The sequence below is a fragment of the Streptomyces sp. NPDC002577 genome (assembly GCF_053594815.1).
The window spans coordinates 156,934-182,100 of the sequence record NZ_JBSFWK010000002.1; the positions used below are offsets into that span (position 1 = coordinate 156,934).

The 25,167-nt window shown below is 73.1% G+C and carries 19 protein-coding genes; 11 read left to right on the forward strand and 8 right to left on the reverse strand.

Going from position 1 to position 25,167, the window contains the following annotated elements; genetic code table 11:
- Positions 1 to 49: 49 nt before the first annotated feature.
- The 4 genes from ACWD4J_RS04345 to ACWD4J_RS04360 form a co-directional block, all read right to left on the reverse strand.
- The gene (locus ACWD4J_RS04345) at positions 50 to 1,735 is read right to left on the reverse strand and encodes a (2,3-dihydroxybenzoyl)adenylate synthase (protein WP_451393771.1); all 1,686 of its coding nucleotides are present in this window, start codon (positions 1,733 to 1,735) and stop codon (positions 50 to 52) included.
- The gene (locus tag ACWD4J_RS04350; RefSeq protein ID WP_451393772.1) at positions 1,722 to 3,896 is read right to left on the reverse strand and encodes an acetate--CoA ligase family protein; all 2,175 of its coding nucleotides are present in this window, start codon (positions 3,894 to 3,896) and stop codon (positions 1,722 to 1,724) included. The genes ACWD4J_RS04345 and ACWD4J_RS04350 overlap by 14 nt, the downstream gene beginning before the upstream one ends.
- Complete coding sequence (locus ACWD4J_RS04355; protein ID WP_451393773.1) at positions 3,893 to 5,440, reverse strand: FAD-dependent monooxygenase; 1,548 nt, start codon at positions 5,438 to 5,440, stop codon at positions 3,893 to 3,895. Before ACWD4J_RS04355 ends, ACWD4J_RS04350 begins: the two co-directional genes overlap by 4 nt.
- A 112-nt stretch (positions 5,441 to 5,552) precedes the next feature.
- Entirely contained in the window at positions 5,553 to 6,935 is a 1,383-nt protein-coding gene (locus ACWD4J_RS04360; RefSeq protein ID WP_451393774.1) for an MFS transporter, read from the reverse strand.
- Between the two features lie 166 nt (positions 6,936 to 7,101).
- Between ACWD4J_RS04360 and ACWD4J_RS04365 the strand changes: the two genes are divergently transcribed.
- Positions 7,102 to 7,920: a PaaX family transcriptional regulator gene (locus ACWD4J_RS04365; RefSeq protein ID WP_451393775.1), complete on the forward strand. Its 819-nt coding sequence runs from the start codon at positions 7,102 to 7,104 to the stop codon at positions 7,918 to 7,920.
- A 45-nt stretch (positions 7,921 to 7,965) separates the two neighbouring features.
- Here the strand turns inward: ACWD4J_RS04365 and ACWD4J_RS04370 are convergent, their stop codons facing one another.
- Positions 7,966 to 9,246 carry a sensor histidine kinase gene (locus tag ACWD4J_RS04370; protein WP_451394012.1) on the reverse strand — a complete coding sequence of 427 codons (1,281 nt, stop codon included), beginning with the start codon at positions 9,244 to 9,246 and terminating at the stop codon, positions 7,966 to 7,968.
- Between the two features lie 193 nt (positions 9,247 to 9,439).
- Between ACWD4J_RS04370 and ACWD4J_RS04375 the strand changes: the two genes are divergently transcribed.
- From ACWD4J_RS04375 to ACWD4J_RS04395, 5 genes are all read left to right on the forward strand, one after another.
- Positions 9,440 to 9,805 carry a DUF4333 domain-containing protein gene (locus tag ACWD4J_RS04375; protein WP_451393776.1) on the forward strand — a complete coding sequence of 122 codons (366 nt, stop codon included), beginning with the start codon at positions 9,440 to 9,442 and terminating at the stop codon, positions 9,803 to 9,805.
- 20 nt (positions 9,806 to 9,825) lie between these two features.
- Positions 9,826 to 10,551 (forward strand): ABC transporter ATP-binding protein, encoded by a 726-nt coding sequence (locus ACWD4J_RS04380; protein WP_451393777.1) that lies wholly within the window; start codon positions 9,826 to 9,828, stop codon positions 10,549 to 10,551.
- Between the two features lie 69 nt (positions 10,552 to 10,620).
- Positions 10,621 to 12,666, forward strand: a complete 2,046-nt coding sequence (locus tag ACWD4J_RS04385) for an FtsX-like permease family protein (protein ID WP_451393778.1) — start codon at positions 10,621 to 10,623, stop codon at positions 12,664 to 12,666.
- Positions 12,667 to 12,744: 78 nt separating this feature from the next.
- Positions 12,745 to 13,464 (forward strand): response regulator, encoded by a 720-nt coding sequence (locus tag ACWD4J_RS04390; RefSeq protein WP_451393779.1) that lies wholly within the window; start codon positions 12,745 to 12,747, stop codon positions 13,462 to 13,464.
- A 114-nt stretch (positions 13,465 to 13,578) separates the two neighbouring features.
- Entirely contained in the window at positions 13,579 to 15,093 is a 1,515-nt protein-coding gene (locus ACWD4J_RS04395) for an alginate lyase family protein (protein WP_451394013.1), read from the forward strand.
- A gap of 72 nt (positions 15,094 to 15,165) precedes the next feature.
- On the opposite strand, the gene ACWD4J_RS04400 is transcribed toward ACWD4J_RS04395, so the two are convergent.
- The 3 genes from ACWD4J_RS04400 to ACWD4J_RS04410 form a co-directional block, all read right to left on the reverse strand.
- Entirely contained in the window at positions 15,166 to 16,275 is a 1,110-nt protein-coding gene (locus ACWD4J_RS04400; RefSeq protein WP_451393780.1) for a helix-turn-helix domain-containing protein, read from the reverse strand.
- A 245-nt stretch (positions 16,276 to 16,520) separates the two neighbouring features.
- A complete protein-coding gene (locus tag ACWD4J_RS04405; protein WP_451393781.1) occupies positions 16,521 to 17,543 on the reverse strand; it encodes an alpha/beta hydrolase in 1,023 nt (340 codons plus the stop codon).
- 133 nt (positions 17,544 to 17,676) lie between these two features.
- Entirely contained in the window at positions 17,677 to 18,909 is a 1,233-nt protein-coding gene (locus tag ACWD4J_RS04410) for an FAD-dependent oxidoreductase (protein ID WP_451393782.1), read from the reverse strand.
- 170 nt (positions 18,910 to 19,079) lie between these two features.
- Between ACWD4J_RS04410 and ACWD4J_RS04415 the strand changes: the two genes are divergently transcribed.
- From ACWD4J_RS04415 to ACWD4J_RS04435, 5 genes are all read left to right on the forward strand, one after another.
- Complete coding sequence (locus ACWD4J_RS04415) at positions 19,080 to 20,333, forward strand: cytochrome P450 family protein (protein WP_451393783.1); 1,254 nt, start codon at positions 19,080 to 19,082, stop codon at positions 20,331 to 20,333.
- Positions 20,334 to 20,410: 77 nt separating this feature from the next.
- Positions 20,411 to 20,593, forward strand: a complete 183-nt coding sequence (locus ACWD4J_RS04420; RefSeq protein WP_451393784.1) for a hypothetical protein — start codon at positions 20,411 to 20,413, stop codon at positions 20,591 to 20,593.
- Positions 20,594 to 20,937: 344 nt separating this feature from the next.
- Positions 20,938 to 22,461 (forward strand): NCS1 family nucleobase:cation symporter-1, encoded by a 1,524-nt coding sequence (locus tag ACWD4J_RS04425; protein WP_451393785.1) that lies wholly within the window; start codon positions 20,938 to 20,940, stop codon positions 22,459 to 22,461.
- 282 nt (positions 22,462 to 22,743) lie between these two features.
- Positions 22,744 to 23,586, forward strand: coding sequence for an MmyB family transcriptional regulator (locus ACWD4J_RS04430; RefSeq protein ID WP_451393786.1), 843 nt, complete (start codon positions 22,744 to 22,746; stop codon positions 23,584 to 23,586).
- 144 nt (positions 23,587 to 23,730) lie between these two features.
- The gene (locus ACWD4J_RS04435) at positions 23,731 to 25,134 is read left to right on the forward strand and encodes a S1 family peptidase (protein WP_451393787.1); all 1,404 of its coding nucleotides are present in this window, start codon (positions 23,731 to 23,733) and stop codon (positions 25,132 to 25,134) included.
- Positions 25,135 to 25,167 lie beyond the last annotated feature (33 nt).

A 25,167-nucleotide genomic window follows, 5' to 3' on the forward strand; every position in this document is an offset into this window, starting at 1 on the left:
TTGATCGCGTGGTTGGGTCCGTTGATCGCGCGGTTGGGTACGTGACGTGTCATGTGGCGTCGGCTGCCCGGGGCTCCGAGCCGAGGCGCCGGCTGATGTCGGCGCGCAGCGCCTTCTTGTCGATCTTTCCGACCTTGGTGGCGACCAGTTCGGGGACGGCCACCAGCCGGTCCGGGAACTTGAAGCGCGCGACGCCCACGCTCTCCATCACCTCGTGCACGTCGGCGAGGGTGACGGTGCGGCCGGGCTCCGGGACGACGTAGAGGCAGACGCGCTCGCCCAGTTCGGCGTCCGGCATCGCCACCGCGGCGGCGCGGGCGATGCCGGGGGTCTGGTACGCGAGGTTCTCGATCTCCTCGGCGGAGATGTTCTCGCCACCGCGGATGATCATGTCCTTGTCGCGGCCCTCGACGACGAGATGGCCGTCGGGCCGCAGCCGCACGATGTCGCCGGTGCGGTACCAGCCGTCCTCGGTGAACGCGCGGGCGTTCTGCTCCTCGGCGCGGTAGTAGCCGCGGGGGGTGTACGGGCCCCGGGTGAGCAGCACGCCGGGTGCACCGTCGGGCACCGGCTCGCCCTGTTCGTCGACGACGAGGAGTTCGTCGTCCTCGCACATGGGGCGCCCCTGCGTCGTACAGATGACGTCCTCGGGGTCGTCCAGGCGCGTGTAGTTGAGCAGCCCCTCGGCCATGCCGAACACCTGCTGGAGTGTGCAGCCGAGTTCCGGGCGCACGCGGCGGGCGACATGGTCGGCCAGCCGCGAGCCGCCGACCTGCAGGACGCGCAGCGAGCCGAGATCGGCGCGGGGGTCGTCCTGCCGGTGCTCCAGCCAGCGCTGGGCGATGGCCGGAACCACGGCGGTCGCGGTGACGCCTTCGCGTTCGATCAGCGCGAACGCCTTGGCGGGGCTCGGCGACCCGAGGACGGCACGTCCGCCGCACAGGAGCGCGCCGAGCAGCCCCGGGCAGGCGAGCGGGAAGTTGTGTCCGAGGGGCAGCGCGGCGAAGTACACCGTGTCCCGGCCGAAGCCGCAGATCTCTGCGCTGCGGCGGGCGTTGTAGAGGTAGTCGTCGTGGGTGCGGGCGATCAGCTTGGGCAGGCCGGTGGTGCCGCCGGAGAGCAGGAAGACCGCGATCGAGCGGCTGTCGGGCCGGTAGGCGTCCACGGCGGCCCGCGCCGTCTCGGCCGAGCCCGCCTCAGGGGGTGCGCACAGGTCCCGTAGGTCGACGGCGCCCTCGCCGGTCTTCTCGCCGAGGACGAGGAGATGGCGGACGGTGGGCGACTCGGCGGCGACCGCGGCCGCCATGTCCTGGTGGTCGAAGTCCTTCAGGACGTCGGGGACCGCGATGCCGACCGCTTCGGAGTGCTCGACGAGGTGGGAGATCTCGTGCCGTCGGTGACCGGGCAGGCCCATCACCGGGATGACGCCGAGCCTCAGACAGGCGTACGTCAGGACCACGAACTCGAGGGTGTTGGGGAGCTGCACCACAAGCCGGTCGTCGGGGCGCAGGCCGAGGTCGGCGAGGCGCAGCGCGGTGGCGTCGGCGCGCTCGGCGAGCTGACGGTGGGTCAGCGTGCGCGGGCCGTCGACGAGCGCGGGCGCGTCGGGCGCGGCGTCCGCGACGGCGAGCAGCGCGTCACCGAGGGTCTCCCCGGTCCAGTAGCCCTTGTCGGTGTAGAGCTCGGCGTACCCGTCGGGCCAGGGCACAGCGCCGTTGCTGCTAGGCCTGGGCATGGTCGGTCTCCTTGTCGGTCTCCTGGCCGGGGTGCGCGACAGCGGCGCCGGTGGGCGCGGTCGCGGCGCGGTCGTGCACGACGACGGCGTCCAGTGCGATCAGGCCGTCGGTGGTCAGTCGCAGCGGGTTGATCTCGATCTCGGCGACGTCCGGCGGACTCGCCGCGAGGGCGTCGGCGAGCGCCGCGGCCACCTGTCCGAACTCCGCGCGGTCGAGCACCGGCCCGCCCCGCCAGCCGTCGAGCAGCGCGCGGGCGGCCAGTTCGTCCGGCATGGCCGCGGCCTCCGCCGGGGCGAGCGGCGCGAGCCGGATCGCCACATCGGCGAGCGCCTCGGCGGCGGTACCGCCGAGTCCGGCCAGCACGACGGGTCCGAACACGGGGTCGCGGCGGGCGCCGAGCACCAGGTCGACGCCGGGCGGGGCCATGGCCTCGACGAGATAGCGGCGGCCGCCCGATCCAGCGACCTCTATGGCGTCGATCGCGTCCAGGGCGGCGTCCAGCTCCCCGGACGTGCGGATGCCGAGCCTGACCCCGCCCAGCTCCGTCTTGTGGAGGATCGCCGCGTCGAGCACCTTCGCGGCGACCGACCGCCCGTCGGCAGCCAGCCGTTCGAACGCGCGGTGCGCTTCCTCGCGTGTGGTGCAGGCGGCGCGCTCGGTGGTACGGATGCCGAGGGTGCCCAGGAACGTTTTGGCACGGTCCTCGTCGAGAGGGCCGGCCGGGATCCCGGTGGTCCTGGCGGCGGTGACCGCTCCCGCGCCGGCCGCCCGCGCCCGCTGCCGCGCGTCGGCGACCAGCGCCCGTACCGCGTTGGCGGCCGACGTCGGGCCCGTGAGCGCGGGGATGCCCGCCTTGTGCAGCCGGGCCCGCTCCTCGGCGACCTCCTCGCGGGGGCCGCCGACGACGACCACCGCGGGCGAGTCGGCGCCGAGGCCCGCGTCCTGGGCGGCGGCCGCCACATCGACGCTGTCGGGCTCGGTCAGCGCGTACACGGCGAGCAGGTCGACCGCGGGGTCGGCCGCCGTCGCGCCGAGCACCCGGGCGAAGGTCTCACCGGGCCGGCCGGTGTCGACCGGGTTGCGCTGGTACGTCAGCTGCGGCAGCAGACCGCCGAGCGCGTCCTGCGTGGCCTCGGTCAGCTCCGGCATGCGGATGCCGTCCGCCCCGGCCCGGTCCGCGAGCAGCAGACCCGGCCCGGCCTGGGCGGTCACGATGCCGAGGCCCGGATCGGCGTGCGCGGGCAGCCGTACGCGCGACAGGGCGGTGATCGCGTCGACCAGTTCGCGCTCGTCGTCGACGACCACGGCCCCGGCCTGCCGCAGCGCGGCCCGTGCCGTACGCCACGAGGTGGCCAGCGCACCCGTGTGCGACCGCGCGAACTCACCCACGTCGGACCGCCCCACGACGAGCGCCACGACCGGCTTGACGGCGGCGAACCGGCGTACGGCGGCCACCAGGCGCGGCCCGTCCGGCACCGTCTCCAGATGCAGCGCCACCGCGGTCGTACCCGCGTCCGCGACCAGATGTTCCAGCACGTCGGCGGCCGTCACATCGAGCCCCGCGCCGATGCCCACGCCGAGGCTGATGCCGTTCCCGGCGTCCGCGAGGTCGAAGGCGAGCGCGTGGTTGACGCCGCCGCTGGCCGCGACCACCGCGACCTCCCCGGCGGGAAGCTGCGCCGCGGCCGGTACGAAACTGGCCGTCAGGCCCAGCCGAGGTGCGTAGAACCCCGAGGTGTTGGGCCCGAGAAGCCTGATTCCGGTGCGGTCGGCGACCCGGCGCAGGGCGTCCGCGTACTGCTCGCCCTCCGGGCCCGCCTCGCCGAAACCGCCCGCGCAGACCAGCGCGGCGCGGCAGCCCGCGGCGGCCGCCTCGGCCAGGGCGTCGGCGCAGCCGGCGGCCGGTACGCACAGGACGGCCAGGTCCAGGCGCCCGTCGGTGTGCGCGGCGGCCTCGGCGACCGACGCATACACGCCCTCGGCCGGCTCCGGGCGGCGCGCGTTCACGAGGGCGCGGGGGCCGGGGAAGGCGGCCAGCGAACGGGCCATGGCGGCGCCGAGCTTGCCGCTCTGGCGCGATGCGCCGATCACGACCACGCCCGCGGGCGCGAACATCGGCGCCAGGTCGGTGGTCGCGATCGTCGTCAGGTCGGTGGTCACGCCCGCGCCTCCCCTTCGCCCAGGGTGTCGGCCGCGCTCGCCGAACCGACGAGATCGGCGCGGCCCGACAGCAGCAGCGTCTCGGCGCGGTCGTCGTCCATTACGTCCTCCACGATCAGGGCGGGTACCCCGTGGACCAGCCGGGCCTGCTCGGCGAGCAGGGACCGGGTGAGCGAGGTCCCCGCGTGCGCGACGACCAGCTCCGGCGCGCCCGCCGCCGCGACGGCCTCCGCGAGGCGCCCGTACGCCTCCGGCAGCCCCGCCTCTCCGTCCGGCGCGGCGAGCCACAGGCAGCCCGGATCGCCGTCCCTGAGCCTCTCGGTGTCCGCCGCGCTCAGGCGCCGCCCGGCGAACTCCCGCTCACCCACCCGCAGCGGCGTCTCGAGCGGGTCGCGCCCTTCGTGCCCGGCGCGCCAGTCGCGCTCCACCAGCCCGGTGAACTCCGGGTCCCGGCGGGCGATCCGCGCCTTGCCGATGCTGCGCGACATGAAGTGGAAGGCGAACCGGGTCGGCTCGAACGCGTCGTGGTAGCGGCCGAAGTGCTCCCACCACGACAGGCTCGGCCGGGCGGAACCCTGGATCTTCTCCACCGAGGGCCGCCGTGCCGCCTCGTACGCCTCCAGCGCGGACGGCAGGTCGTCGCGGTGCTCCAGCAGGCTGCCGGCGAGCGCGACGGCGTCCTCCATGGCCATCTTGGTGCCGGAGCCGACCGAGAAGTGGGCGGTGTGCGCGGCGTCGCCGAGCAGGGCGACGTTGCCGCTGGTCCAGCGGCTGGTGCGCCAGGTACGGAAGTTGCCCCAGCGGGAGTTGTTGACGAGCAGCTCGTGTCCGTCGATCTGTTCGGCGAAGAGCTTCTCCAGATAACGCCTGGTCTTCTCGTCGCTCGGGCCGGGCGGCTGCGCGGTGTCGAACTCGTCGAGACCTGCCGCCCGCCAGGACTGCTCGTCCGTCTCCACGATGAAGGTGCTGACGTCGTCGCTGATCGGGTAGCCGTGCACGGCGAACGTGCCGTGGGGGCCGTGCTCGTGCACGAAGGTCAGGCCGTCGAAGAGGTAGCTGGTACCGAACCAGATGAACTTGGCGGTGGCGACCTCGACCTCGGGCACCAGTACGTCGGCGAGGCGGCTGCGGAAGCCTGAGTTCGCGCCGTCGGCGGCGACGACGAGGTCGTAGTCGGCCAACTGCGCGGGATCGGAGGGGACTTCGGAGCTGAAGCGCAGGTCGACTCCGACCTCCGCCGCGCGCCGGTGCAGCAGCTGCAGCAGGGTCTTGCGGGTGATGGCGGCCATGCCGTTGCCGCCGCAGCGGATCCGCTGTCCCTTCAGCCGGATCTCGATGTCGTCCCAGTGCCGTCCGTGGTCCGCGAGGCCGGTCCGCAGCACCGGATCGGCCTCGTGGATCCCGGCCAGCGTCGCGTCGGAGAACACCACGCCGAAGCCGAACGTGTCCTCTGCCCGGTTCCGCTCGAAGACGGTGACGTCGACCGACGGATCGGCCTGCTTGATGAGCGTCGCGAAGAACAGCCCGCCGGGGCCGCCTCCCACGCAAGCGATCCGAGAAACCATGATGTTCTGCCTCCGCATCGGGTACGGCTCCGGGCCGGTCGCAGGACCGCCCGCCCCGGAGCACCAGTGTGTGTCGATCAATTCACGAGCGTCAATGATTTGTCGCGGAAAGGCTCACCGTCCGCCCCGGGAGCCCCCGTCGCAGGAGTCCCCTGCCCGGAAGCAGCAGCACCAGTGCCGTGGCGAGGGCGGCGGGCACGGCGAAGGCGTAGAAGTTCCACGCCGTGCTGACCTGCGCGTCCAGCAGGAAGCCGCCGAACAGCGGACCGGCGATGGCGCCGAGCCGGCCGAGTCCCAGCGTGCAGCCGAGGGCCGTGGCCCGGACCTCCACCGGGAAGTGCTGGGCCACATAACCCAGGACCATGATCTGCGCACCGATGGTGCCGAAGCCGGCCACGGCGACCAAGGCGTACATCAGCGGCGCGGCCGTCGCGAAAGCGAGCAGCGTGATGGAGACGGCGGCGGCCAGGAAGACGGCCATCGTGACCGGCTTCATGCCGAACCGGTCACCCAACGGCGAGATGAGGAGCGAGCCGACGACCGCGCCGAGGTTCATCACGAGCAGGAAGAGGAGGGAGCTGGAGAGGGGGTAGCCCGCGGCGCGCATGATCTGCGGGAGCCAGGTGTTCAGGCCGTACACCAGCAGCAGCCCGAAGAAGCTGACCGCGGCGAAGAGCAGGGCCGGCCCGAGGTGTTCCCTCTCGGCGAGCTGCATGATCCCGGTGCGCTTGCGCTGCCCGAGGGGCTCGCCGTCCGCAGCGGGTCTGCCGTCCGGTGCGGCGCCGGCCGCAGGCAGGTCGATCCCGAGCCTCGCCGCAGTCCTGGCCGCCTCCTCGTGCCGCCCCTTCGTGATCAGGAAGGCCAGCGACTCCGGTACGCGGCGGGCCAGCAGCGGCAGAACCAGCAGCGGGGCGGCCCCCATCGCGTACATGAACCGGAAACCCAGTACGGGCATCAGCGTCATGGCGAGCACGGCCGCGAGGATGCCGCCGACCGCGTACCCGGAGAACATCATCGCGTTGTTGAGGCTGCGCCGCCGGGGGTCCGCGTACTCGGCGGTCAGCGCGACGGCGGTCGGCATGACGCCGCCGAGGCCGATCCCGCCAAGGAGCCGGAAGATCCCGAACCAGGTCGCGTCCGGCGCCAGCGCGCACCCGATCATCGCGGCGGAGAACCAGCCGACCCCGGTCAGCAGCACCCTGCGCCGTCCGACCGTGTCGGTCACGGCGCCCGCGATCAGTGCACCGATCAGCATGCCGACGAGCGCGTAGCTGCCGATGGCGCCTGCCATGGCGGGGGTCAGGGTCCAGCGGTCGTACTGCAGCAGCGCCGGAACGGTGGCGCCGTAGACGATCAGGTCGTATCCGTCGAAGACGATCACCGCGAAGCACACGGCGGTGACCAGGAACTCGGGACGGCGGTGGCGCCCGGCGGGCGCGGTGCGGACAGCGGGTTGAGCAGTGTCTGGCGTCATTGCCGACTCCTGGAGCTCAGCCGGCCTGGATGGCCGGAAGACGTCGGCAGTATGTGTCACTTGAAACGCGACCGTCAATTGATATGACACGCATTAGTTCCAGTGCTGGCACGGGCTTCTCTTTGAGGTGTCTCGGACTCGCGACGGCCGCCCGTATGCCATAGTCATGTTCGTGAAGCCCCGCTCGATCGTCTTCGACCTGTTCGGCGACTACGTCCGCTACCGCGACGGCGCCGCCCGGCTGCGCACCCTGAGCACGCTGATGGGCTGCTTCGGCGTCGGTGAGAGCACCGTGCGCGTGGTGCTCGCCAGGCTGAAGAAGGAGGGCTGGTTCGACGCGCGGCGCGAGGGCCGCGAGACCCTCTACGCGCTCAACGCCCGCAGCCTCCAGCTGCTCGACGAGGGCCGGTCACGCATCTTCGAGCCGGTACGGAGCGACTGGGACCGCCACTGGTACATGGTCATCTACTCGGTGCCGGAGACCGAGCGCGGTGTGCGCGACCGCATCCGCAAGGAACTGGCGTGGCTGGGCTTCGGCCCGCTCGCGCCCTCCACCTATGTGTCCCCGCACGACCGGCTCCAGCAGGTGAGGGAGAAGTTCGCCGACGAGCCCGCCGTACGGCTCGACACCCTGCGCTGCCAGTCCGCCGGTCTCCCCGTGGACCGCGAGATGGCGGCCCGCAGCTGGGACCTGGACGCGCTCAACGAGGACTACCGCGAGCTGCTGCGCACCTACCGCGGCCGGATGCCGTCCTACCGGGCCGGGCATCTGACTCCCGAGGAAGCGCTGATCGAGCGCATGCGGCTCACCTACGACTACCGCAAGTTCCCCTTCCGGGACCCCGACCTGCCGACCGAGCTGCTCCCGGCGGGCTGGGTGGGCCGCGACGCGCACGAGATGTTCATCGAGGCCCATGAACTCCTCGGTCCTCCGGCGAACGCGTTCTACGACGAGGTGGCGGGGGGCCGGACGGCGACCCGCTGACGACCACGCAGGCCCACAGCTGGGAGCCCGCGGCCTGCGTCGTGGTCATCCGGCGCCGGTGCTCGGGAGCACCGCCGCCACCTCCCAGCCGTGGGGCCGCCGCGGTCCGGCGTGCAGCTCGCCGCCGAGGGCGGCGACGCGTTCGGTGAGGCCGACCAGGCCGAAGCCGCCACCCCGCGCGGCGTGCGGCAGCCCCGCGCCGCCGCGCCCGTCGTCCCGTACCGTCACCGTCAGGTTCCGGCCGTCGTGATCCAGGCCCACCGTGACCTCGGTGGCGTCGGCCGCGTGGCGCCGTACGTTCGTCAGGGCTTCCTGGACGACGCGATAGGCGGCGGCCTGCACCTCGTGGGGCAGACCGTCCGGCACGTAGGGGTCCTGGCGCAGTACGGCCTTCGGGCCGGCCGGACCGCCGAAGTCCTCGACCAGTCCGGCGAGAGAGGCGAGATCTCCCACCGGGCGGCGGGACGCGGAGGGCGACCAGGTCGTCGATGTGCCCGGCCCCACCCCGCCTGACTCCGCTCCGGCCGAGGGTTCGGGGCCCTCGCGGAGAATGCCGACCGTGCGGCGCATCGAGGCGAGGGCCTCGGTGGCGGCGCGTTCGATGCCCGCCAGGACCGGATCGAGCCGGTCGGGTTCGGTGGCGGCCAGCATGCGCGCCATCTGGGTCTGAACGAGGACGCCCGTGACATGGTGGGCGACGAAGTCGTGCAGGTCGGCGGCCATGTCGAGGCGTTCGGACCGGCGGGTTTCGGTGACCGCGACAGTGCGGCGGTGGTCCAGGACGCGCAGATAGCCGCCCAGTCCGGCGGCGACGCCGACGAGCAGCACGAGGGCCAGCATGACCCCGAAGAGGTTGCCCAGGTCGCCGCTGCCGGCAGCGGATCGGTAGGAGCGCAGCGGCTGGGCGAGGACGGCCGCTCCGTCGAGTGCGGCGCACCAAACCACCCACTTGGGCGGGCAGGTGCGTACCGCGACCAGCAGCAGGCAGAGCATGACCGCCACTTCGCCCGGGCCGAACTCCGGCAGACGGCCGGTCACGGTGGCCACGACCGTCACCGCCGCGGAGAGGCACGCCGGTACGGCGGTGCGCAGCTGCGGCGGGAGCCACGCGGGCCGTCTCGCCGCGGGCCACAGAACCGCGGCCATGCCGAGCGGCAGCACGAGGAACGCCGGCCAGACCGCGCCGCCGCCGGCGCCCGCGATCAGCAGGTCCGCCACGGCCAGCAGGACCAGGACGGTGATGCCCGCCGCTCGGACGCAACCCTGCCGGCGGGTGCGGGGCGCGGCCGGGTCGTCGATCGCATGTACGAGGTTCACGCCGTCCACGGTACGGAGGCGCCGCAAGGGGCGGATCGGCCGATCGGCTGACCCGAGCGGCCAGAGGGGCCGGTGAACGGTGACCGTTCGGCCGAGGTGCGTACCGGCCGCCGGGAGCGAGAGTTCGGGTCGGTAGCAGTCGCGACCGACCCGATCCACCCGTCACTTCAGCCCGATCCGTCCCTCACTTCAGGAGGCACCCATGCAGCGCAAGCACCTGGTCACCACAGGAATCGCCGCGGCCGTCGTCCTCGGCGCCACCACCGCGGCGACGTACGCCCTCGGCGGCACCGAGTCCACCACCCAGCTGGACAGTTACTCCACGGTGACCGTGGACGGCCAGAAGGCCCTCGCGAAGAACATCGTCGCCGGCCGCATCGAGTCGAAGTACCACCCGCTGCCGTGGATCGGCAGCAAGGTCACCGGCGTCTCGTGCCCGACCGGCCTGAAGGCGGTCACCGGTACCGCCATGACCTGCACCGCGAAGGGGGACGGCAAGCAGGTCGAGATTCCGGTAAGCGTGGTCAGGGCTGGCGGCACGTCCGTCACCTGGAAGTTCGAGCGCTGAGAAGGGCGGGGCACACGATCATGGGCACCGTCCTGGCCGGGCACGGCCTGGTCAAGAAGTACGCGTCCGCCATCGCCCTCACCGGCGTCGACGTCGAAGTCGGCGAGCGCGAGTCACTGGCCGTCATGGGCCCCTCGGGGTCCGGCAAGTCGACCCTTCTGCACACCCTCGCCGGGATCATCCGCCCGGACGGCGGGCAGGTGATGCTGCGCGGCGAGCGTAGCGGGACGGGGTTCGCGTCGGCCGGCGGCTGGGAGCGCATCGACCGCATGAGCGAGAACCGGCTCAGCGCCCTGCGCCGGAGGCGGTTCGGCTTCGTCTTCCAGTCCGGCCAGTTGCTGCCGGAGCTGCCCGCCGACGAGAACGTGGCGCTGCCGCTGATGCTGGAGGGCGTACCGCGCCGGCAGGCGGTCGCCCGGGCCCGCCGCTGGTTCGGCCCGCTCGGCCTGGGCGGCCTGGAGCAGCGCCGGCCCGGTCAGCTGTCCGGCGGGCAGGCGCAGCGCGTGGCGATCGCACGGGCACTGGCCGTCGAACCGGACGTCGTGTTCGCCGACGAGCCGACCGGCGCCCTGGACCAGGCCACCGGCGCGGAGGTCGTCAAGCTGCTGACCTCGGTCACCAGGGATCAGGGCGCGTCGCTGGTGATGGTCACGCACGACGCGGATGTGGCGGCCCACTGCGACCGGATCCTCCACGTACGGGACGGCCTGATCACCGGCCACAGCCAGTACACCGTCAGCCCCTGACCCGCAAGAGCGGTCAGAACCCTCCGAACTGCACGATCCGAACCGCACGATCCGCCCTCCGGAGCCCTCATGTCATCCTCTGTCCTGCCGTTGACCTGGCATCTCGCCCGCCGCTCGGGCCGGCGCGGCCTGCAGGGCCAGTTGCTGGCCGCCGGTGCCGCAGCCGTCAGCTCCCTGGTGCTGCTGGTCCTGCTCGCCGCCTGGCTCGGGGCCGGTGCCCGCGCCGACCGCACCGCCTGGCGCACCCCTCAGCACGACCGGCACGGCACCGCCGTCCAGGTCCTGAACACCACCTTCGTACGCGGCGAACCGGTCACCGTGGTCGACCTCGCGCAACTCCCCGGCCACGCGGCCACTCCCGCACCGCCGGGCCTGGCCGCCTTCCCGAAGCCGGGGCAGGTCCTCCTCTCCCCCGCCCTCGCCCGGCTGGTGCACGAGCTGCCCGCGGCACAGCTCGCCGACCGGTTCCCCGAGCCGTCCTCGTACGGAACGATCGGCGACGCCGGACTGGCCTCGCCCGGCGAACTGGTCGCCGTGGTCGGCCGCGCCTCCTCGGAGCCCGCGGTCTCCGCCGCCGCGGGTGACGGTCCGCTCGACAACGGGCTGGCCGCTCGCGCCGTCGTCTCCGGTTACTCAGGGACCACTGCGAGTTGGTCCACCGCGTCCGACCAGCAGGGGATGCTGCTGGCAGCCGGCCTGCTCGGCGTGCCGGTACTGGTGCTGGCCGCGGCCTCGGGGCGGCTCGGCGCGGCCCGTCGTGAACAGCGGCTCGCCGCGCTGCGGTTGGCGGGGGCGACTCCCCGGCAGATCCTCGCGATGACCGGGGTCGAGGCGGCGGCCGTCGGCGCGACCGGGGCCTTCGCCGGTGCGCTCGCGTACTGTGCGCTGCTGCCCGCCCTGGCCCGGCTCCCGTTCGGTGTCGGCACCTGGTACGCCGGCGACCTGTGGGCCGGAGTGTCCGGAGTGCCGGCCGTGGTCGCCGGCGTCGCCCTGCTCACGGCCCTCAGTGCGGTCAGCGCGCTGCGCCAGGTGGCCCGTTCCCCGCTGGGCGTCGCCCAGCAGGCCGATCCGCGCCGGACCCGCCTGGTCCGCGTGGTCCTCTTCGCCGGCCTCGTGCTCTACATCGCCGTCACCTCCAGGCACGGAGGCCTGAAGACCCGCCAGATGGTGGCGCTGCTGATGCTCTTCTACGGAGCGTTCTGGATCGTCGGCCCCTGGGTCGTGGACCGGCTCGGCCGCCTGCTCGGCCGTTTCGCCCGCCGCCCGGCCACCCTGCTGGCGGCCCGGAGGCTCAGCGACGACCCGCGGGGGGCGTGGCGGACGGTGAGCGGCCTGGTGATGGCAGGGTTCGTGGCCGGCTTCTTCTCCGTGGCGCACCTGGATCTCGGAGGCTACGAGTACGCGGGGCAGGTCGCCGTGTCCGTACCGGACTCCGGCACCGGGCACCACCCCGCCGCCGTACGGAAAGCCGCCGACCGGGCGCGCGAGCTGCTGGAGGACGCCGGAGTGACCGCCACCGTGCGGGTCCGGAGCGGGGACCGGGCCTGGGACTCCCTCCTGATGGGCGCCACCGGCGTCATCGCCGGCGTCTCCGGCGGACCGGCGCAGCTCGACGCCGCCGTGACCGCGTTGACGCCGCTGAACGGCGCCTCACCGCCGTACACGCAGAAGCAGCTCACCGCGGCCGACGACCTGGCCGGCGCCGAACTGCGGGACGTGGGCCTGGCGACCCTGGCCCTGGGCTTCGCCGTCGCCACCGCCTCCGCCGGTCTCACGGCCGCCGCGAACGTCCTCGACCGCCGCCGCGTCTACGGCCGGCTGCGCCTGGCCGGTACGCCGCTCGGGGTGCTGGACCGGGCCAGGGTCCGGGAGACCGTGATCCCCCTGGTCGTCCTCGCCGGAGGAATGACCGCGTCCGGTGTCTACGGCGCCATGAAACTCAACAAGGCAGGCGGCACCACGATCAACACGACCGGAGCGCTGCAACTGACCGTCTGCGTCCTCGTCGGCGCTGCGGCGATGTTCGCAGCGATCGGCGCGAGCCGCCCCCTGCTGAGGGCCGTCACCGACGGTGCTGTCGGGAGGCGGACTGACGTGGGGCGTGCGCCGGCCTGACGCGGGGCGCGGGCGGGCCGAGGGGGGCCGTAGGGGGGCCCGAGCCCGCTCGTTTCGGGCATACGGCATCATCGGGCCATGACCGCCCGTCCCATCCGTGTCCTCATCGCCGACGACCAGGACATGGTCCGCACCGGCTTCCGTTTCTTCCTGGACGCCCAGCCGGACATCACCGTGGTCGCCGAGGCGGCCGACGGCGAGACGGCCGTGGCGCTGGCCCGGGAGGTGAGGCCGGACGTGTGCCTGATGGACGTCCGGATGCCGAAGCTGGACGGTCTGGAGGCCACCCGGCTGCTGGCCGGGCCGGGGGTCCCCGATCCGCTGCGCGTGGTCGTGGTGACCACGTTCGACCTCGACGAGTACGTCTACGCCGCGCTGCGCGGGGGCGCGTGCGGCTTCCTGCTCAAGGACTCGGGGCCGACCCTGCTGGCGGAGGCCGTCCGGGCCGCCGCGGCCGGGGACTCCCTGGTGTCGCCCTCGATCACCGTACGGCTGCTCAAGCACCTCACCGCCTCAGAGGCGGACTCGACCGGGCCCTGGCAGCCCCAGCCGTCCCAGCCCGACGCATCCCCGTCCGAGCCTCAGAAGCCGCGCGAACCCCTCACCGACCGGGAACTGGACGTCGTACGCCTGGTCGCCCTCGGCCGCACCAACGCCGAGATCGCCGCCGAGCTGTACGTCTCCCTCTCCACCGTCAAGACGCACCTCGCCGCCGTCCAGCTCAAACTGGACGCCCGCAACCGCGTCGAGATCGCCGCCTGGGCCTGGCAGACGGGCCACGCCCGGCCCGGTCCGTGACCGTCTGATTTCTGTTATCGGCCGGGCTCGCCCGCGTCTCCTGTGTGTACGCGTCCGTAGTCACCCGACCGTTAAGGAACCAAGCACGTGACAGCACAGATCAGTCGCCGGGGCATGCTGAAGATCGCCGGTGCGGCCGCGGGCGCCGCCGGGATCGGTGCGGCCACCGTGACGGCTGCGGCACCGGCGTCGGCGGCCGGCGGGACGTTCGCGCACCCAGGGCTGCTGCACACGAAGGCCGACCTCGCCCGCATGGCGGCCGAGGTGAAGGCCGGCGCCCAGCCGTACACGGCCGGCTTCGCCAGACTGACCGCCAATCGGCATGCGCAGAGCGGCTGGAAGGCCAACCCCCAGGCGACCGTCTACCGCGGCGCGGGCTCGCCCCAGAACTACGTCACGCTCTACAACGACATCCACGCCGCGTACCAGAACGCCCTGCGCTGGCATGTCACCGGCGACACCGCGTACGCCGACACGGCTCGCGACATCCTCAACGCCTGGTCGGCCAAGCTGACGGGTCTCGCGGGCAGCGCCGACCGGTTCCTCGCGGCAGGCCTCTACGGCTATCAGTTCGCCAACGCCGCCGAGCTCGTACGCGACTACGACGGCTTCGACCTGGCCCGCTTCCAGAAGATGATGCTCGACGTCTTCTACCCGCTGAGCGAGGACTTCCTCGCGAACCACAACGGCGCCTACATCACCAACTACTGGACCAACTGGGACCTGACCGCCATGGCCTGCGTCCTCGCCACCGGCATCCTGTGCGACGACCGCGCCAAGGTCGAGCGCGCCGTCGAGTACTTCAAGCACGGCGCGGGCATGGGCTCCATCAAGAACGCCATCCCCGTCGTCCACTCCGACGGCCTCGCCGAATGGGCCGAGGCCGGCCGCGACCAGGGCCACGCCCTGCTCGGCGTCGGCCTGATGGGCACCTTCTGCGAGATGGCCTGGAACCAGGGCATCGACCTGTACGGCTACGACGACAGCCGGTTCCTCAAGGGCGCCCAGTACGTGGCGAAGTGGAGCATGGGCGGGGGCGTGCCCTTCACCTCCTTCACCCGGAAGAAGGGCGCGATCAACGGCTGGTCGGGATGGGAGACCACCTCCGGCGTCGCGGCCGCCGACCCGAACATGACCCGGCCGATCTGGGCCATGATCGCCAACCACTACACCAAGCGGCGCGGGCTCTCCGCGTCGTACCTCACGCAGATCGCCGCCAAGGCCGCGCCCGAGGGCGGCGGCGGTGACTACGGGCCCAACAGCGGCGGCTACGACCAGCTCGGCTTCGGGACCCTGGCCTTCACCCGGCCCAAGGCGGCCGCCGGCGAGGCGACCGCATCTCCCTCGGCTGCCGCCTCGGCCTCCCCGGCGGCGTCCTCTTCGGCGTCCACCGCCGCGTCCGGCTCCGGTGCCGCGTCCGGGTCCGGGTCTGGTTCCGGGTCCGGGTCCGCCACGCCGTCCTCCGCCGCCAGTCCGCTCGGTGGGCGCAGCGGCGATCTGGCCTCCACCGGCTCCTCCGACGCCGTGGCCTGGACGGCCGCCACCGGCATCACCGCCCTCGCCGGCGGGCTGCTCCTGCTGCGGCGCCGGGGACAAGCCCGCCGGGCGGCGGGCAACGACGCGCAGTAACGGTCGAGAGCGGCCGGCCCCACGGCCGCGGCGGCCGGCCACAGGCAACCCCGGCCGCCCTCTGCTGAACCGTTACGCCGGGGGCGTCGGCTGTCCCGCGCCGGTGTCTCCGGTTCGCGACCCCGGCAGCGCGGTGCGCTGCAACTTCCTTACGGAAAGCGCCAGTTGAAGGCGCAGCCGGCCCTGGGGGGAGTTCACCTCCCAGCCGAGGATGTGCTCGGCCTGCGCCAGGCGCTCCTGCAGCGTCGAGTGGTGCACCGTCAGTTCGGCGGCGGCGGCCCGCAGGCTCGGTGCGGCGGCCACGGCGTGGAGTGTCGCGGCCGCCCAGGGCGCCTCCGCGACCGCGCGTTCCACTGCGAGTACGTCGGGGATCGGTGGAGTGTCCGGGCCCACGGCGGCCGCGAGCAGGGTCAGGGCGCCCAGCTCCTCGGCGTACACCATGCGCGGCCCGGGGTCCTGTGCCGTGCCGTCGGCGGTGAGCCGGAGTGCGGTCAGGGCGGCCGCCCACGACTGCGGCAGCTCGGCCGGCTCCACGGCCGGTCCCACGCCGGCGCGCCGCACCTCGGGCACGGGCTGTCCCACGGGGACGAGCTGCGCACCGCCCCCGTGGAGCGCCACTGCCCGCACCAACTTCCCTTTCTTCAGGCCAAGTTGCGACGCCGCATGCGCCCGTGTGGCCGACGGCGCGGAGGCGTCCAGCACCACTTCGACCAGCGCGGGATCGTGAGCGGGTACGGCGAGGGGTGCCCATCCGCGCGTCCGGTCCATGACCGCCCGTACGGCGTGTGCGGCCCGCTCCAGGATCATGGCGTGCACGCCGTCGGGCGGGCCGGGGCGCTCCAGCCAGAGAGCGGCCGGGGGCTCCGGGGCCGCGGCGGCGGCGACGGTGGCGGTGGCCGTGGAGTTCGCCGGGGAGTCGACGGGCTCGAGCGGCACCCACGGCCAGGCCGGGTCGATGGGCCCGACGGACGTGTCGCGCCGCCCGTCCGCCTCGACCCGGACCCGTACGCCGCGCCGCTCGTCGACCAGCCGGGCAGGACAGCCGGACAGGACGGCGGCACCGCGCACGAGGGCCTCGAGGCCGACCCGGCCCTCCATGAGGCGGTCGAAGTACGCGATGACCTGCAGCGCGGCCCCCGCGTCCGGGTCGAGCGCCGCCAGCCGGCCTGCCAGCTCTTTCACGCACACCATCCTGCGACCGAGCGCCCGGCGTGCCAAGCGCCGGGGTTCGAAGAGGCCGGGCCGGGAGGGACGGACCGGCCCCGACCGGTTCAGGCGCAGGGCCGCCCGCTTGGAGAGGGGCCGGCCCGTTCGGTCGAACCGTCCCGGACACGCGCATCGACCGCCCCGTCACGCGCACGGGCATACCGGCCAACCTGGTCGAGCCCGCCGGCGAGCGGCCCCGGTCGGCCCGGCCGGCCGCCCCCTCACGCCCCCAGCAGCCGCCGCACCCACCGCAGCCGCGCCGCCCGGCACTCCTGGGACAGCGACGCCTGCGGGGCGAACCCGTCGAAACCGTGGAAGCCGCCCGGCCAGACGTGGAGTTCGGCGCGGCCGCCCACCTGCCACAGGCGGCCCGCGTAGGCGATGTCCTCGTCGCGGAAGGTCTCCGCCGAGCCCACGTCGATGAAGGCCGGGGGCAGCCCCGACAGGTCGGTGGCCCGGGCGGGGGCGGCGTACGGTGAGACGTCCGGGCCGCCGCGCGCATCGCCGAGCAGCGCGCCCCAGCCCGCCTCATTGGAGGTACGGTCCCAGACACCGCGCCCGGCCATCTGGCGGCCGGACCCCGAGTCGTTGCGGTCGTCCAGCATCGGGCACATCAGCATCTGGCCGATCAGCCGCGGTCCGCCGCGGTCCCGGGCCAGCAGGGCGATGGCGGCGGAGAGCCCGCCGCCGGCGCTGCCTCCGGCGACCAGGACGCGTTCGGGATCGATCCCGAGCTCCTTGGCGTTCTCGACCGTCCACACCAGGCCCGCGTAGCAGTCCTCGACCGGCGCCGGATGCGGGTGCTCCGGTGCGAGCCGGTACTCCACCGACACCACGACCAGGCCCAGCTCCTCGGCCCAGTCGAGCGCCTCGGTCACGCCCAGCCGGTTGTTGCCGAGGATCATGCCGCCGCCGTGGATGTGGTAGACGGCCGGCAGAGGTCCGCTCGCGCCCGTCGGCCTGCAGATCAGCAGCGAGATGTCCGGCGCCCCCTCGGGGCCCGGCACCGCCCGCTCCTCGACCTGGAAGGCGCCGTTCCTGCTCAGCTCCTCGTCCGGGACCTGGAACGCTTCCGAGCCCTCCCGCATCGCCTGGATCATCTCGGGTGTGAACCCGGGCGGGATCTCGATCAGTTCCAGTGCGGCGGCCAGCTCCGGGTCGAAGGGCGGTGGCGGGTACACCGGCCCGGTGTCCGCCGGTGATGCGTCGAGAGGGCTTGCGGAGGCCGTCGGCTCAGCGGTCATGGGAACTCCTCGCGTCACGGCCACGACGGTGTGGCCAGGGCGTTCATGATGCACGGCGAGGGAACGGGCTGCGTACGCGCCGTTCGGCGGGAATCCCCCGCCGAACGGCGGGGGCGCCCGGCCCGGCCACCGCTCAGCGCACCGCCGCGGCCGGCGGCCTCTCCCGTACGGCACCGTAGGCGAGGAAGTACGCGGGCACCCGGTTCAGCCACCGCGAGGTGGCGACCCGCTCGGTCAGCCGCTGGGCCCGCCTGGGGTCGCCGAAAGCCGGGCGGCCCGACAGCAGCGGTTCGATGACCCGCGCGTGGGCGGTCCGCTGCAGGGCCTGTGTCGCGGCCGTGGTCGGCCAGCGGCGGCGCTGCACCGCGCGTACGTCGTGCAGGCCGACCGTGCCCGCGCGCAGCGGTTCGACGAGATGCCGCGCGGCGGCCACGGCGTCCTCGACGGCGAGGTTGATGCCGATGCCGAAGACCGGCGACATCGCGTGTGCCGCGTCGCCGATGCACAGCAGACCGGGCCGGTGCCAGCGCCTGAGGCGGTCGAGGCGTACGTCGAGGAGCTTCACCTCGTCCCAGGACCGCAGCGTGTGCACGCGGTCGCCGAGCCAGGGGACGGCGTCCGTGAACTCGGCCGTGAACGCCTCGAGGCCGGCCGCGCGGCGGGCCGCATCGGTGCCCTTGGCGATCAGTACGGCGCACTGCCAGTAGTCCCCGCGGTCGATCATGGCGGTGAGGAAGCGGTTCCCAGTGCCTCCCACGAGCCCGTGCGGGTCGCCGTCGCGCCGCGGCAGCCTGAGCCACCAGGCGTCCATGGGGCAGGCGAACTGCCGCAGCCCCAGTTCGGGCAGGGAGCGGGCCAGCGAGCCCCGGCCGTCGCAGGCGACGGTGAGGGCGGCGCGCAGCTCGCCGGTGTCGCCGTCGGACGTGCGGTACCGCACCCCCGTGACCCTCCCGGCCTCCACCACGAAGTCCGTCGCCTCGGTGCTCATGCGCAGGGAGAAGGACGGCTCCCGGCGGGCCTCGTCCGCGAGGAGGTCGAGCAGGTCCCACTGCGGCACCATCGCGATGTAGTTGTACTTGCCCGGCAGCGCGGCGATGTCCCCGACGGTGACGAGCGAACGGCCCGGGCCGATCGGCAGCTGGACGGTCGTGACCCGCCGTTGCGGCAGACCGGCGAACCGTTCGGCCAGACCCAGGTCGTCCAGCAGGGCAAGCGTCGACGGGTGCACGGTGTCGCCGCGGAAGTCGCGCAGGAAGTCGCCGTGCTTCTCCAGGACGGTGACCTCCACGCCGGCCCGGGCCAGCAGCAGGCCGAGGACCATCCCTGCGGGGCCGCCGCCCACCACACAGCACGCGGTCCGTTCCATCGCACCCCTCTCGTTCCCTTCGACCACAATCACCCCCTTCGGCGACAATCGTCGCTTTGGGCGACAATTACAGAGTCAGTCATATCGGGACAAAGTAGCTGACAAGTGGCATATTCCATCGAGATCTACTGAATCCGCCAAGCGGTCGCGACGCACTTCGGGAGGCCACGATGAGCACCACCACGAGCCAGCCACCGGTCCTTCTTCCCTATGCCGACCCGGCCTTCGTGGCTGACCCCTTCCCGTTGTACCGGCAGCTGCGCGAGGAGGGACCCGTGCGGCGCGCGGTCATCGCCGGCGGCCTGGAGGCGTGGCTGGTCACGCGCTACGAGGACGGCCTCTCGGCCCTCTCCGACCCGCGGCTGAGCAGCGACGTCCGCGACGCGACCGACCCCCGGCTCATTCGGCAACTGCCCGCGTCGCAGCGCGAGTCCATGATGCGCACCATGCTCCGCGCCGACCCGCCCGACCACACCCGCCTGCGCCGCCTGGTCTCGAAGGCGTTCACCGCGCGCAGGGTGGCGGAGCTGCGGCCCCGCGTCCAGGACATCGCCGACGGGCTGCTCGACGCCGTCGTGCCGTCGGGCCGCGCCGACCTCGTCGCGGACTTCGCGCTGCCGCTCCCGGTCACCGTGATCAGCGAGCTGCTCGGGGTGCCGACGTCGGACCGGTACGACTTCCAGCGGTGGACGGACGACATGATCGCCAGGGGTGCGGAGCCACCGGACCCGGCCGTGGTGGACGCGGCGTGGCAGCAGATGCGCTCGTATCTGACCAGGCTTCTGGAGGCCAAGCGGGCCCGGGCCGGGGACGACCTGCTCAGCGCGCTGATCACCGCCCGGGACGAGGAGCAGCGGCTCGACGAGGAAGAGCTGATCGCCATGTCGTTCCTGCTCCTGGTCGCCGGCTACGCCACCACGGTCAACCTGATCAGCGGCGGTATCGCGGCGCTGCTCGCCCACCCCGAGCAGCTGCAGATGCTGCGGGACGATCCGGAGCTGCTGCCGGACGCGATCGAGGAGTTCCTCCGCTACGACGGGCCGGTCAACCCGGGCATCGCCCGCTTCGCGCGCGAGGACGTCGAGATCGCGGGCGTGACCATCCCGCGCGGCGCGACCGTGCTCATCGCCTCCGCCATCGCCGACCGCGACCCGGCGCGCTTCCCCGACCCGGACCGCCTGGACATCACCCGCCAGGACAACGCCCACCTGGCCTTCGGACACGGCATCCACTACTGCCTCGGCGCGCCGCTGGCCCGCCTCGAGGGCCAGATCGCCATCGGCACCGTCCTGCGCCGCCTCCCCGGTCTCGCCCTGGCGGTACCGCCGGGTGAGCTGCGGTGGAAGCCCAGCGGCCTGCGCGGGCCCGAGCGGATGCCCGTCACCTTCACGCCGGGAGCACCTTCGGGCCCGACGGCGCGGTGAGGACGGCTGCCCGTGTTCCTCTCGCCTCGGCGCACGAAAGGTTGGAGCATGGGGGTGAACGAGCGAAGGAGGCCACCATGAAATCCGGAGCCTCGGAGTACGACCCCTGGCTCTACTCGCACACCCCGTCGCAGGCCGAGGGCGAACGCGACGAACCCGCCGAGCGCAGTGCCACGGAGCAGCACCCGGACGTGCCCAGGACCGAGCCGTCCCAGGCGGAGGGCGAGCGGGGCGAGGACGTCCCGAGAAAGAACAGGTGATCCCTCACCGCTGAACGCGGCTGCCGCCGCCCTGCCGTGACGGCTGTGGGCCGTCGTTCGCAAGGCGATGGGGGTATTACCCGTGCCCTGAAGGCAATGGGGGGGTGGGCACAGCCCACGACGGCGGGTGCCCCTCATGGCACCCCGCAGGGGGCGGCCGCCGTGCCGGCGGCGTTCGCCGGCGCGACGGCCACAGCGGAACCGCCGACCGCCACCCAAGCGTGAGCGGGCGCGTTGACATGTCTGTTACAGGACCGCCATCGGGGGGAAAGATGCCGCCTTTTCCCTGTACGTCATCCCGCATCCCGTAAGGAGCAGGTCTGCTCAGCAAGGAGACGGCAACGATGGCGGCGACGGAGAACACGGCTTCGGCCCCACCCCCGGCGGATCACTCACCGCGGCTCTACAACGACGACCTCGCTCCGGCCGCCGAGCGGAAGTGGGGCGCGTTCAGCATCTTCAACGTCTGGACCTCTGACGTGCACAGTCTGTACGGCTACTTCCTGGCCGCCAGCCTGTTCCTCGTCGCCGGCAACACCCTCAAGTTCCTCATCGGCATCGGCGTCGGCTCGCTGGTCATCTACTGGCTGATGACGCTCATCGGCAAGGCGGGCGTCAGAACCGGCGTGCCGTACCCCGTGCTGGCGCGGGCCTCCTTCGGCACCTTCGGGGCCAACATCCCGGCGCTGGTACGGGCGGTGGTCGCCACCTTCTGGTACGGGGCGCAGACCAGCGCCGCGGCCGGCGCGATCGTCGCGTTCCTCACCCGCTACGACGGCCCCCGGCACTTCCACGAGTCGACCCGCCTCTTCGACCACAGCGGCCTCGAGGTGGTGTGCTACCTCGGTGTCTGGGCCGCCCAGCTGCTGATCATCAGCAAGGGCATGGAGACCGTCCGCCGCTTCCAGGACTTCGCCGGGCCCGCGGTGTGGCTGATGATGCTGATCCTCGCCATCGGCCTGTCGGTGAAGGCCGGCGCGCTGTCCTTCTCGGTCGACATGCCCGCAGGCGACCTCGCCGGGCTCGCCAAGGGCGCCACCGGCCTGGAGGTCACCCCGGGCTCACTGGCCGCGATCGCGGCGATCGCCGCCACCTGGATCACCTACTTCGCGGCCCTCTTCCTCAACTTCGGCGACTTCGCGCGGTTCGCCCCGGACGAGAAGGTGCTGCGCAAGGGCAACCTCTGGGGTCTGCCCGTCAACCTGATCCTCTTCTCGTTCGTCGCCGCCCTGACGACGGCCGCGGCCAGCAAGGTGTACGGCGAGGTGATCCTCGAACCCGCCAAGATCTCCGCCAAGTTCGACAGCGCCTTCCTGGTCCTGCTCGCCGCCCTGACCTTCGCGGTCGCAACCCTCGGCATCAACGTCGTCGCCAACTTCGTCAGCCCGGCCTTCGACTTCGCCAACGTCGCGCCGCGCCACGTCGACTTCCGGCGCGGCGGCCTCATCGCCGCGGTCATCGCGCTCCTGCTGTACCCGCTCCACCCGTGGGACAACGCGCCGAGCTTCGTCAACGCCATCGGCTCGACGATGGGCCCGATCTTCGGCGTGATCGTCGTGGACTACTACCTGGTCCGCAAGGCCCAGCTCGACGTCCCGGCGCTGTACCGGGAGACCGGCGAGTTCCGCTTCCAGGGCGGCTGGAACGTCCGCGCCTTCGCCGCGGCCGCGGTCGGCGCGGTCTTCGCCAGCATCCTGCCGGTGTACGGCCCGTCGGGGTACGCCGAGGCTCTCGGCCCGTACTCCTGGTTCATCGGTGTCATCGTCTCCGGGCTGCTCTACTTCGCCCTGAGCGGCGCGAAGAGCCGCGTCATCGCGCCGGAGAGCGCACCAGCGGAGCAGACCACGCCCGCGCCCGAGACAGCCTGACCTGCCGTCAGGCCGACGGCTCCGCCGCTCGGCCCGGTCAGCCGGCCGGGCCGAGCGACTGTGTGAACGCCCCCGTGCGGCCGGCCGACCAGCGGGAGCGGCGGTGGTCTGCGTCAGCAGTCCCGTACCACGTCCTGAGGGTCTTCGGTAGCCCGATCGAGCGAAACCCCAACAAGCGGCAAAACCGCAGGCACCTCGCGGATCATCATCGGAAGTCAGCGGGTCCGCATGCGTGGACCGCCTGCCCGCCGACCGACCCCCCACGTGCCGCGGGAGGCACCGATGCAGCAGAGCGATGACGTACGCCGCCGCAATCTCAGCCGCCTGTTGATCAAGCAGCGGTCCCGGCTCACCCCTCAGGACGTCGGGCTGCCGCAGCAGACGACGCGTCGCGACAGGGGCCTCGAGCAGGAGCAGGTGGCGTTCCTGTCGGGCACCACCCTCCGCTGGTACAGCGCGCTCGAGAACGGCGAGCTCGGCGAGGTCGACCCCGGGCTCCTCTCCGACGTCGCGACCGCCCTGCGCCTGAGCCCCGAGGAGCGCACCGACCTGTTCTGCCTGGCCGCCCGCCTGGTTCCGCCGACCCTCAGCCACCGCAGACCCGTACCCGACGCCTGCCACCTCGCCGCGCTCGAAGCCGCCGAACCCAACCCGGCCATCCTCACCGACCACGCATGGAACGTGCTGGCGGCCAACGACGCCGTGGCCGACTGGTTCGAGGACCCGGGCACGATCGAACCGGACGACCGCAACGCCCTGCTCTGGCTGTTCACCGGAACCGCCGCCGCGCGCATCGCGGACATCGCCGACGCCCGCCGTCTCGCCATCGCCCGGCTGCAGATCGTGTACACGATGTGCCGCGGTGAGGCCGCGCTGGACGCGCTCGTCTCGCGCATCATGGAGCACCCGGTCGCGGAACGGCTCTGGCGCGACGAACGGGCCAGTCTGGGCCCGGGCTTCTCGCTGCGCAGGGTCCGCCACCCGCAGCACGGGGAGAGCCCCGCCCTCATCACCTCGACGGATCTGCCGGGCGGTCTGCGGCTCATCGTCTGCATGCCGCGGCGCTCCCCACGTCCCGCAACCGCGGCCGCGGCCGTCTCCGCCCCCGTCGACGCCGGAATCTGACGCTCCGAGGCCCGTACGCGGCGCGTGCCCGGTGATCGCGGTGAACCGGGACGGCGACCGGCACGTATTGGAGGCGGGTCATCTCCGGTGGCCCCCGCGCGGTTGACGCCGTGCCGGACTACGGACGACGACTTGGGGGCCGCGATGAGGCACGCACGGCGGAGGCTTCAGCAGATCGCGCAACTGACGGCCGCCTGCGGGCTGGTCTGCGGCGGGGTGATGGTGTCGACTGCCATGGCGAGCGGGAACTCCGGGCCGAGCGGGCAGACGACGGCCGCCCCGGCCGGGGCCTCCGGGGCCTCGGCGTCGCCCGGAGACCCGGCGTCGTCCGGCGCCTCCGCGCTGGGCGCCCGTATGGTCTCGCGGCTCGGCACGTCCCGTACCGCGGGCAACTGGATCGGTGCCGACGGGCGGCCGGTCGTGGCCGTGACCGACGCGGAGGCGGCGGCCGAGGTGCGGCGGGCGGGGGCGCGCGCCAAGGTCGTGGCCCACAGCATGGACCGGCTCCGCTCGGCGACCGAGACGCTGAGCGCGGCGCCCCGGGTGCCCGGCACCTCGTGGGCCGTCGACTACACGTCCAACAAGGTCGTGGTGCACGCCGACAGCACCGTCTCGGCGGCCGCCTGGTCACGGCTCTCCGGGGTCGCGAAGAGCATCGGCGGCTACGTCGAGATGGAACGGACCCACAGCGCCTTCACCACCCGGGTCAACGGCGCCGCCCCGATCTTCGCCGCGGGCGGCCGCTGCTCCGCGGGCTTCAACGTGACCGACGGCCGCAACGACTTCGTCCTCACGGCCGGGCACTGCGGCCCCGTGGGCACCACCTGGTTCCAGGACGCCCAGGGCGCCGCCGGGATCGGCACCACCGTCGCCGACACGTTTCCCGGCAACGACTTCTCACTCGTGCGGTACGAGAACGGCACCAGCGGCGGGGCGGGCGTCGTGGACATCGGCGGGGGCCGGACGGTACGTGTCGTCGGCGCGGCCGATCCGGTCGTCGGCCAGCAGGTGTTCCGCAGCGGCAGCACGACCGGGCTGCACTCCGGGAAGGTGACCGCGCTGAACGCGACGGTGAACTACCCCGAGGGCACGGTCACCGGCCTCATCGAGACCGACGTCTGTGCCGAGCCCGGGGACAGCGGGGGCCCGCTGATCGCGCAGGGCGTCGCGCTCGGCGTGACGTCCGGAGGCGACGGCGACTGCCGCTCCGGCGGCACCACCTTCTTCCAGCCCGTCACCAAGGCGTTGCAGGCCCTCGGGGTGAAGCTGGCCGGCGCCGGAAACGACGGCACGGCGGCCGCCCCGGGCGAGAACGGATCGCAGGCAGGCACCGCTGTCGTGCCGGAGTCGCCGGAACTGACTGGATCACCGGCGGCACGGGAGACAACCGCAGGTGGGCGGAGCGCACTGAGCGACATCGTCAACTTCCGTACAGTGGCGCCCGGGTTGGCGGTCATCGTGGTGAGCCTGCTGGGTCTGCTGGCCGCCCGTTGGATCCGCACGAGCCAGGACCGCCGGGGCTTCCGCTCCTCCTACTCCGGGAACTGAGGCTGAGCCTTCTTCGGGCCTTCGCTAGGGTGC